Below are 8,550 nucleotides of genomic sequence, written 5' to 3' on the forward strand. Positions count from 1 at the left end.
GATTCCACGATCCAGCTTCCCTCGTTCAAGCATCTTTCATCACCCATGCTTATTTTACCATATAAATGCGAAAAAGCCCAGCTATGCTCGACTTTTTCGACAGCCTGAAGCCCGCCGCGTTACGCGGCGGGCTTTTCTGCGGAGAGAGGGAGAAGGGAGCGTCAGGACGCGGTATGAGGTGAGTGGCCGGTGCGCTCTTCGCCCCGGAACAGCAGGGTGATGCACCAGATACCGGCCAGGCCCACCAGGGTGTAGATGATGCGGCTGATGATGCCCATCTGGCCGCCGCAGAGGAAGGCCACCACATCAAAGCCAAAAATGCCGATGCAGCCCCAGTTCAGCGCACCGATGACTGCAAGAGTCAGGGCGATCTTATCCCAAACCATATGAAGACCTCCATTTTCAAATCTGAGATACGCAGGGATTTCGGCCTTATTTTTCCCGTACGCCATGGGAGTATACACAAAACAGCGTGGCTTTTTTGGGAAAAACACATAATTCACTTTTGGAATTGAAATCCACCGGCCGCCTATTGTATAATTCATATAGCATATCAGGGAACGGAGACCGGCGGAGGGATCGAGGCGCGCCGGACCGTTCCGGTATCACAAACGAAGCGGCGGCCGCCGGACCCGTTCCGGGAGGGACCGCTGTCATAAGGAGGAAACACCCATGAATATCGTATGTTTGGACATGGAGGGCGTACTGGTCCCGGAGATCTGGATCGCCTTCGCGGAGGCCAGCGGCATCCCCGAACTGAAGCGCACCACCCGTGACGAACCGGACTATGACAAGCTGATGCGCTGGCGGCTGGGCATCCTGAAGGAGCACGGCCTGGGCCTGAAGGAGATCCAGGCCACCATCGCCAAGATCGACCCGCTGCCCGGCGCCAAGGAGTTCCTGGACGAGCTGCGCTCCATCACCCAGGTCATCATCCTCAGCGACACCTTTGAGGAGTTCGCCAAGCCCCTGATGGAGAAGCTGAACTGGCCCACCATCTTCTGCAACTCCCTGGAGGTGGCCCCCGACGGGGAGATCACCGGCTTCAAGATGCGCTGCCAGCAGTCCAAGCTCACCACGGTGAAGGCCCTCCAGTCCATCGGCTACGAGACCATCGCCAGCGGCGACAGCTACAACGACCTTGGCATGATCCAGGCCAGCAAGGCGGGCTTCCTGTTCAAGAGCACGGAGAAGATCAAGGCGGACCATCCGGAGCTGCCGGCCTACGAGGAGTTCGGCGACCTGTTGGCCGCCATCAAGGCCGCGCTGTAAGAGAGGAGCGTTCCCATGACACCTGCGGAGGGATTGGCTGTTTTGTCGGGATTCCTGATGGAGGCGTTGGGCGGTCTGCTGGGCATCGCGTATTTGATGCCGGGCATTCTTGCCGGAGCCGTCTGCTTCATCGGAATCATCATAATGGTGATTCGGGAACTGAGGAAATAACGATTTGAAAGGAGCTGCCCAATGAACGAGAAATTCAGGAGCCTTGGCTTTTACCCCGCGGATATCCTGCTTCCCAAGGATGCGGATATGACCAAATGGGCCGTGGTGGCCTGCGACCAGTTCACCTCTCAGCCGGAGTACTGGGAGGCCGTGGAGAAGACGGTGGGGGACGCCCCCTCCACCCTGCGGCTGATCCTGCCGGAGGCGAAACTCAACAGCCCCGGCGTGGACGGAGACATCGCCGCCATCAACGACACCATGGGGAGCTATCTGGCCAGCGGTGTGTTCCGCAGCCTGCCGGAGTCCCTGTTCTACATCGAGCGCACCCAGTCCGACGGAAAGATCCGCCACGGCCTCATCGGCATGATCGATCTGGACCAGTACGACTTCACCCCCGGCTCCGGCGCCCTGGTCCGGGCCACGGAGGGCACGGTGCTGTCTCGGATCCCGCCCCGGGTGCGGGTGCGGCGGGACGCGCCCATTGAGCTGCCCCACGTCATGCTCCTCATCGACGATCCGGAGCGGACGGTCATCGAGCCGCTGACCGCCGGCACCGGCGGCATGGAGCAGCTCTACGACTTCGACCTCCAGCAGGGCGGCGGCCATCTCAAGGGCTGGAAGCTGACCCCCGCCCAGATGGACGCCGCGGCGGACGCCCTGGCGGGGCTGATGGCCCCGGAGGCCATGGAGAAGAAGTACGGCATGGGCGATGCCGCGCCGCTGCTGTTCGCCGTGGGCGACGGCAACCACTCCCTGGCCACCGCCAAGCAGTGCTGGGAGGATTTGAAGGCGTCTCTGCCCGCGGACCAGCTGGCGGACCATCCCGCCCGGTTCGCCCTGGTGGAGGTGGTGAACAACCACGACGACGCTCTCCAGTTCGAGCCCATCCACCGGGTGCTGTTCGGCGTGGAGCCGGAGGCGGTGCTGGCGGCGCTGAAGGACTTCTATCCCGGCACCCATGAGGGCGCGGGCGAGGGCCACACCATCGCCTACACCTATGAGGGCCGTCAGGGCACCGTCACCGTGCCGTCGCCGAAGATGCAGCTGGCGGTGGGGACCCTCCAGGCCTTCATCGACCAGTATCTGAAGGAGCATCCCGGCGAGGTGGACTACATCCACGGCGACGATGTGGCGGACCAGCTGGGCGCGAAGCCCGGCTGCATCGGCTTCAAGCTCCCGGCCATGGGCAAGGAGCAGCTGTTCAAGACCGTCATGGCCGACGGCGTTCTGCCCCGCAAGACCTTCTCCATGGGCCACGCCCAGGATAAGCGCTATTACGTGGAGGCCCGGAAGATCCGGTAAGCGATTGCGCACCAGCCCCCGGAACAGAAAAAATTTTCTGTTCCGGGGGCTTGATTTTTGTTCAGAATATGTTAAGATTATACTAAAGAAAGGAAGAAAATAGCTAACACTGTTAGCAAAATTGACGAATCGAAAAGGAGGCAGCGTTATGTTCGGTATCTACAGTTCACTGATGTTCCTTGGCGGAAGCCTGGTATACCTGCTGCTGCTTCTGCCCTTGATCGCCCTGCCGGCGATCAGCGTTGTCTACTTTATCTGGGAGGCTGTCTGGAAGTTCCGCAGCCGCCGGCACCTGCTGTGATCGGGAGCGCAGCAGCGTCATCAGAAACGTCGGAAATTTACGGACCGCCGGGAGAGCGCCGCCGCGCTTTCCCGGCGGCATTTTGCGTCCGGCGGGGTTCGACATTTTCCCGTCTTGCAAAGCGGCGGGGGATATTGTATGATAAAAATGTACCAATATCGGTGCGTTGTGATCGTTTTACACGGAACGGCCGCCCCGGGGCGGCCCGTTTTGAGATTTCAGGGATTAGGAGCATTGTATGGAAAAGGAAATGAAGGTGGCGGTGCTCATCGACGCGGAGAACATCTCCGGCAAGTATGTCAGCGTCATCATGAGCGAGGCCAACAATCTGGGCAACGTCATCTACAAGCGCATCTACGGAGACTGGACCTCGCCCCAGATGGGAGCGTGGCGGAACGTGGTGCTGGACAACTCCATCCAGCCCATCCAGCAGTACAGCAACGTCAGCGGCAAGAACTCCTCGGACTCGTCGCTGATCATCGACGCCATGGACCTGCTGTACCAGGGCCGGGTGGGGGCGTTCTGCATCGTCTCGTCGGACAGCGACTTCACCCGCCTGGCCTCCCGGCTGCGGGAGGCGGAGATGTACGTGCTGGGCATGGGCGAGCAGAAGACGCCCCGGTCCTTCATCTCCGCCTGCAACAAGTTCTCCTATCTGGACATTCTGTACGCCGCCAGCAAGGAGGAGGCCCCGGCGGCCCCTGCCGCGCCGGAGAAGCCCGCCGAAAAGGGAAAGTCCGGCAAGCCCGCCGCCCAGAAGCCCACCGCCAAAAAGCTCCCCAAAAAGGAGGCCAACGGCTCCAATCTGGACAGCGTCCGGGACGCCCTGCGGGAGCTGACGGAGGAGAACTCCGACGACGACGGCTGGATCTACTCCGGCAAGCTGGGATATCTGCTCACCAAGCGGTTCCCGGACTTCGACGTGCGGAACTTCAAGTTCAAGAAATTCGCCTCCTTCGTCCGGTCCCTGGGCTGCTTTGAGACCCGGGAACTGGCGGACGACGAGAGCGAGACCTCCAAGCGCATCTACTTCAAGCTGAAATGAAAGGGGACGAGCCTGTGCGCACCGAGACCCGGAAGGCCTATGCCAAGCTGAATCTGACGCTGGACATCCTCCGCCGCCGTCCCGACGGCTACCACGATCTGCGGATGGTGATGCAGGCCGTGTCCCTCCACGACACCGTGACGGTGACGGAGACGGCGGGGCCGGACATCGCCGTGACCTGCGATCAGGGGGACCTGCCCGCCGGACCGGGCAACATCGCCTGGAAGGCGGCGGACCGGTTTTTCCGGGACATGGATCTTCCCCCGCGGGGGCTGGACATCGCCCTGGAGAAGCACATCCCCGCCCAGGCGGGCATGGCCGGGGGCAGCGCCGACGGCGCGGCGGTGCTGCGCATTTTGCGGGACTGGTACGCCCCGGACCTGCCGGACGCGAAACTGGCATCCATCGGTGCCGCTGTGGGCAGCGACGTGCCCTTCTGCGTCCTGGGCGGCACCGCCCTGGCGGAGGGGAGGGGGGAGATCCTGACGCCCCTGCCGTCCCTGCCGGAATGCACCATTCTCATCTGCAAGCCGGACTTCGGCCTGTCCACCCCGGCGCTGTTCGGCCGGGTGCGGGTGGAGGAGCTGAAAGACCGTCCGGACCACGCCGCCCTGACGGCGGCGCTGGCGGCGGGGGATCTGTCCGCCGTGGCCCGGAACCTGAAGAACGTGTTCGAGGAAGTGCTGACGGCGGAGGAGCGGCGGGAGATCGCCGCCATCGAGAAGACCATGCTGGACTTCGGCGCACTGGGCGCCGTCATGACCGGCTCCGGCCCCACGGTGTTCGGCCTGTGGCTCTCCGGGGAGACGAAGGGAGCCGCCGCGGCGGCGGAGCGCCTCCGGAGCCGGTACAGCCAGGTATTTCCGGCGGAGCCGGTGTGAGCGCAAAAATAAAAACGGGGAGCCCGTCCGCAGATGCCTGCGGGGGCTCCTCGTTTTTTCGTATTTCCGGGGAAGAGAGACGCTCACTCGCCCCACTTCACGTCCACGACGGTGCCGTCCTTGAACTCGATATACTCGCTCTTGAGGATGTAGTCCGTCTTGCCGATGCGGACCTCCTGCTCGCCCACCTTGGTGGTCATCACCGCGCCGGCGGGGGTGTCGGTGGTGGCGGTGAAGATCAGCGTCACATGCTCCGGGTCCTCCACCCACTGACCGTCAGGCCCCAGCACGTAGTAGGGCTGCTGCTCCACGGACTCGATCTGGCCGCCCACCAGCTCGCCGGAGGCCATCAGCGGGGAGGGCAGATGGGCCTGGCAGTTTTCATACAGCTCCGCCGGGACGCCCTCCACCTTCACCTGATAGGTGACTTTCACCGTCTCCGCCAGGGCGCTGTCGCCGCGGTTCATCAGCTTCATGCCCACCAGGGCCGCGGCGGCCACGATCAGCACCACGGCGATGACGTCGATGACATTGAATTTCCACTTCTTCTGTTCCATATTGCCGTTTCCTCCGTAAAAGGCTTGTTGACCTGTAATCCTGTCTATTGTATAATACTTTTTCAGAATACACAAGAGAAATTTCACTTCCTCATTTCGATCACAGAAGAAGGACTGAACAATGAAAGTCATCCATCTCATCAGCGGCGGCGACTCCGGCGGCGCCAAGACCCACGTGCTGAGCCTGCTGCAGCACCTCAACGAGACCATCACCGCCCAGCTGGTCTGCTTCCGGGACGGCCCCTTCGCCGACGAGGCCCGGGAAATGGGCATCCCCACGGAGATCATGGACGGGAACCATCTGCTGCGCATCCGCCGCCAGCTGGTGGCCTACATCCGGGAGGGCGGCTACGAGGTCATCCACTGCCACGGCGCCCGGGCCAATCTCATGGGCGCCATGCTGCGGAAGGCCACGGGACTGCCGGTGGTCACCACCGTCCACAGCGACTACAAGCTGGACTATCTGGGCCGCCCCTTCTCCCGGGTGACCTACGGCAACATCAACGCCTGGGCCCTGCGGCAGCTGGACTACCGCATCGGTGTGTCCGACGCCATGGTGGACCTGCTGATCCAGCGGGGATTCCCGGCGGACCGGTTCTACACCATCTACAACGGCATTGAGTTCACCCCCGTGCCGGATCAGGGGGACCGGATCGCCTACCTCCGCTCCCTGGGGGCGGACGTGGACGAGGACTCCGTGGTGGTGGGCATCGCCGCCCGCCTGAACCCGGTGAAGGACATGTCCACCCTGATCCGGGGCTTTGCCGCGGCCTATGCCAAGTGCCCCCGGCTGCGGCTGGTCATCGCCGGAGACGGCGAGGAGCTGGAAAAGCTGACAGCCCTGGCCAAGGAGCTGAAGGTGGAGAAGCAGGTCACCTTCGCCGGATGGATATCCGGCGGTATGGACCGCTTCTATGCCGCGCTGGACATCAACACCCTGACCTCCCTCAGCGAGACCTTCTCCTACGCCGTGGTGGAGGGCACCCGGTTCCATCTGGCCACGGTGTCCACCGCCGTGGGCGGACTGCCGTACCTCATCGACAGCGGCGTCAACGGCTTCCTGTTTGAGCCCGGCGACTGGGAGACCCTGGGGGAGCAGCTGGCGGCCCTGGGCAATGACGACGCCCTCCGCCATTCCCTTGGCGAGAAGCTCTATGAGAAGGCCTCCGCCCGGTTCTCCATCCAGAAGATGGTGGAGACCCAGCTCCACATCTACGAGGAGATCGTCCGCCGCCACAGCCGTCCCAGGGCGGACCGGGACGGCGTGGTGATCTGCGGCGCCTACGGCCGGGGCAACGCCGGCGACGACGCCATTCTGGAGGCCATCCTGGAGGAGATGCGGGGCATCGACCCGGACATGCCCATGCTTGTCCTCAGCAAGGACCCCAAGGCCACCCGGCTGACCTATCGGGTCCAGGCGGTCCACCGCAGCAACATCCCCGCGTGGCACAAGGCCATGCGCCATGCGAAGCTCTATATCAACGGCGGCGGCAGCCTCATTCAGGACGTCACCTCCCGCCGCTCTCTGTGGTACTATCTCCACAACATCTGGACCGCCAAGCGCTGCGGCTGCAAGGTGCAGATGTACGGCTGCGGCATCGGCCCCGTCCTGCGGGACAATCACCGGAAGATGGCCGCCCGGGTGCTGAACAGCTTCGTGGACGTCATCACCCTCCGGGAGCCCAACTCCCTGGAGGAGCTGCGGTCCATGGGCGTGACGGTGCCCCGCATCCAGCTCACTGCCGACCCGGCCCTGACGCTGCATGCCGCCGGGGACGACGAGGTGGACTCCTGTATGCTCCGCTCGGGCATCCCGCCCCACGGGAACTACATCTGCTTCGCCCTGCGGCGCTGGAAGAACTTCGAGGCCGCTGCCCCGGCCTTTGCCGCCGCGGCGGACTACGCCTACGAGACCTTCGGCCTGACGCCGGTGTTCCTGGCGGTGGAAAAGCATCTGGACCCCTCCGCCGCCCGGATGGTGGCCCAGGGGATGAAGGCGCCCCACTACTTCATCGACGACGCCGGGGAGGCGGGCTGCATCATCGGCGTGCTGGCCCGGATGCGGCTGGTGGTGTCCATGCGGCTCCACGCCCTGATCTTCGCCGCCGGACAAGGCATCCCCCTGGTGGGCGCGGTGTACGATCCCAAGGTGTCCGCCTTCCTGCGGTACATCGGGCAGGAGGAGTTCGCGGACCTGGAGAACCTGACGGGGAAGAAGCTCATCGCCATGGTGGGCCGCGCCGCCTCCCGGAACGACGGCCCGGAGGCCCAGGAGGCCGCCGTCCGGAAGCTGCGGGACATGGAGCGGGGCAACGTGGCCGCTGCCCGGGAACTGCTGGGCCTGTGACGGTCCGCCGGACTGCCGGAAGACGAGGAAAGGGGGGGACGAGCATGGCCATCCAGTCCACCCTGTGCTATCTGGAGCGGGGCGGGGAGTATCTGATGCTCCATCGTGTGAAAAAGAAGAACGACGTGAACCATGACAAGTGGATCGGCGTGGGCGGCAAATTCGAGGAGGGCGAGAGCCCGGAGGAGTGCCTGCTGCGGGAGTGCCGGGAGGAGACGGGTCTGACACTGACGGACTGGCGCTACCGGGGCCTTGTGACCTTCGTTTCGGACCAGGCGCCCACGGAGTACATGCACCTGTTCACCGCCGCCGCGTGGACGGGGACGGCCCATCCCTGCGACGAGGGTGTGCTGGAGTGGATCCGGAAGGACCGTCTGCTGTCCCTGCCCATGTGGGAGGGGGACCGGATCTTCCTGGAGCTGCTGGACCGGGACGCGCCCTTCTTCTCATTGAAGCTGCGCTACGAGGGCGACCGTCTGGCCGCCGCGGCGCTGAACGGAAAGCCGCTGGCGCTGTGACCGGCGGAAAACAGAAAACGAACAACCCCCGCGCCCTTTGGGGCGCGGGGCTCTGGCTGTCGAAAAAGTCCGATGGACTTTTTCGACAGCCTTCACAATGCCTCGCTTTTCTGCCCGCGCAGCGGGCCGAAAAGCTGCCGCTGCGCGGCGCAAACG

Annotated in this window: 10 protein-coding genes; 8 read left to right on the forward strand and 2 right to left on the reverse strand. The window is 63.8% G+C overall.

Annotated features, from left to right (window positions below; all coding sequences use genetic code 11):
• Positions 1-161: 161 nt before the first annotated feature.
• Positions 162-386, reverse strand: coding sequence for a DUF378 domain-containing protein (locus tag ACTNBU_RS11895; RefSeq protein ID WP_441034236.1), 225 nt, complete (start codon positions 384-386; stop codon positions 162-164).
• A gap of 286 nt (positions 387-672) precedes the next feature.
• On the opposite strand from ACTNBU_RS11895, the gene thrH reads away from it, so the two are divergent.
• From thrH to ispE, 6 genes are all read left to right on the forward strand, one after another.
• Positions 673-1,272, forward strand: coding sequence for a bifunctional phosphoserine phosphatase/homoserine phosphotransferase ThrH (gene thrH / locus ACTNBU_RS11900; protein WP_441034238.1), 600 nt, complete (start codon positions 673-675; stop codon positions 1,270-1,272).
• Between the two features lie 15 nt (positions 1,273-1,287).
• Entirely contained in the window at positions 1,288-1,443 is a 156-nt protein-coding gene (locus ACTNBU_RS11905; RefSeq protein WP_441034240.1) for a hypothetical protein, read from the forward strand.
• A gap of 21 nt (positions 1,444-1,464) precedes the next feature.
• On the forward strand, positions 1,465-2,745 hold the full coding sequence (locus ACTNBU_RS11910; RefSeq protein ID WP_441034242.1) for a DUF1015 domain-containing protein: 1,281 nt from the start codon (positions 1,465-1,467) through the stop codon (positions 2,743-2,745).
• 148 nt (positions 2,746-2,893) lie between these two features.
• Positions 2,894-3,046, forward strand: a complete 153-nt coding sequence (locus ACTNBU_RS11915; protein WP_441034244.1) for a hypothetical protein — start codon at positions 2,894-2,896, stop codon at positions 3,044-3,046.
• A 238-nt stretch (positions 3,047-3,284) separates the two neighbouring features.
• Complete coding sequence (locus tag ACTNBU_RS11920; protein WP_441034246.1) at positions 3,285-4,091, forward strand: NYN domain-containing protein; 807 nt, start codon at positions 3,285-3,287, stop codon at positions 4,089-4,091.
• 14 nt (positions 4,092-4,105) lie between these two features.
• Complete coding sequence (gene ispE, locus ACTNBU_RS11925) at positions 4,106-4,972, forward strand: 4-(cytidine 5'-diphospho)-2-C-methyl-D-erythritol kinase (protein WP_441034247.1); 867 nt, start codon at positions 4,106-4,108, stop codon at positions 4,970-4,972.
• An 83-nt stretch (positions 4,973-5,055) separates the two neighbouring features.
• Here the strand turns inward: ispE and ACTNBU_RS11930 are convergent, their stop codons facing one another.
• The gene (locus ACTNBU_RS11930) at positions 5,056-5,529 is read right to left on the reverse strand and encodes a DUF4330 domain-containing protein (RefSeq protein WP_441034249.1); all 474 of its coding nucleotides are present in this window, start codon (positions 5,527-5,529) and stop codon (positions 5,056-5,058) included.
• Between the two features lie 121 nt (positions 5,530-5,650).
• On the opposite strand from ACTNBU_RS11930, the gene csaB reads away from it, so the two are divergent.
• Complete coding sequence (gene csaB, locus ACTNBU_RS11935) at positions 5,651-7,876, forward strand: polysaccharide pyruvyl transferase CsaB (RefSeq protein WP_441034250.1); 2,226 nt, start codon at positions 5,651-5,653, stop codon at positions 7,874-7,876.
• A 44-nt stretch (positions 7,877-7,920) separates the two neighbouring features.
• Positions 7,921-8,394, forward strand: coding sequence for an NUDIX hydrolase (locus ACTNBU_RS11940; RefSeq protein WP_441034252.1), 474 nt, complete (start codon positions 7,921-7,923; stop codon positions 8,392-8,394).
• Positions 8,395-8,550: the final 156 nt, after the last annotated feature.

This window comes from Dysosmobacter sp. HCP28S3_G4 (genome assembly GCF_052065175.1).
In the GTDB taxonomy this organism is placed as follows: domain Bacteria; phylum Bacillota; class Clostridia; order Oscillospirales; family Oscillospiraceae; genus Oscillibacter.

Excerpts from the sequence above, each read along its gene's own strand:
- ACTNBU_RS11910 (WP_441034242.1), top strand. The coding sequence starts at position 1,465 with ATGAACGAGAAATTCAGGAGCCTTGGCTTTTACCCCGCGGATATCCTG.
- ACTNBU_RS11940 (WP_441034252.1), top strand. The coding sequence starts at position 7,921 with ATGGCCATCCAGTCCACCCTGTGCTATCTGGAGCGGGGCGGGGAGTAT.
- ACTNBU_RS11915 (WP_441034244.1), top strand. The coding sequence starts at position 2,894 with ATGTTCGGTATCTACAGTTCACTGATGTTCCTTGGCGGAAGCCTGGTA.
- ACTNBU_RS11920 (WP_441034246.1), top strand. The coding sequence starts at position 3,285 with ATGGAAAAGGAAATGAAGGTGGCGGTGCTCATCGACGCGGAGAACATC.
- ACTNBU_RS11895 (WP_441034236.1), bottom strand. The coding sequence starts at position 386 with ATGGTTTGGGATAAGATCGCCCTGACTCTTGCAGTCATCGGTGCGCTG.
- ACTNBU_RS11905 (WP_441034240.1), top strand. The coding sequence starts at position 1,288 with ATGACACCTGCGGAGGGATTGGCTGTTTTGTCGGGATTCCTGATGGAG.
- thrH (WP_441034238.1), top strand. The coding sequence starts at position 673 with ATGAATATCGTATGTTTGGACATGGAGGGCGTACTGGTCCCGGAGATC.
- csaB (WP_441034250.1), top strand. The coding sequence starts at position 5,651 with ATGAAAGTCATCCATCTCATCAGCGGCGGCGACTCCGGCGGCGCCAAG.
- ACTNBU_RS11930 (WP_441034249.1), bottom strand. The coding sequence starts at position 5,529 with ATGGAACAGAAGAAGTGGAAATTCAATGTCATCGACGTCATCGCCGTG.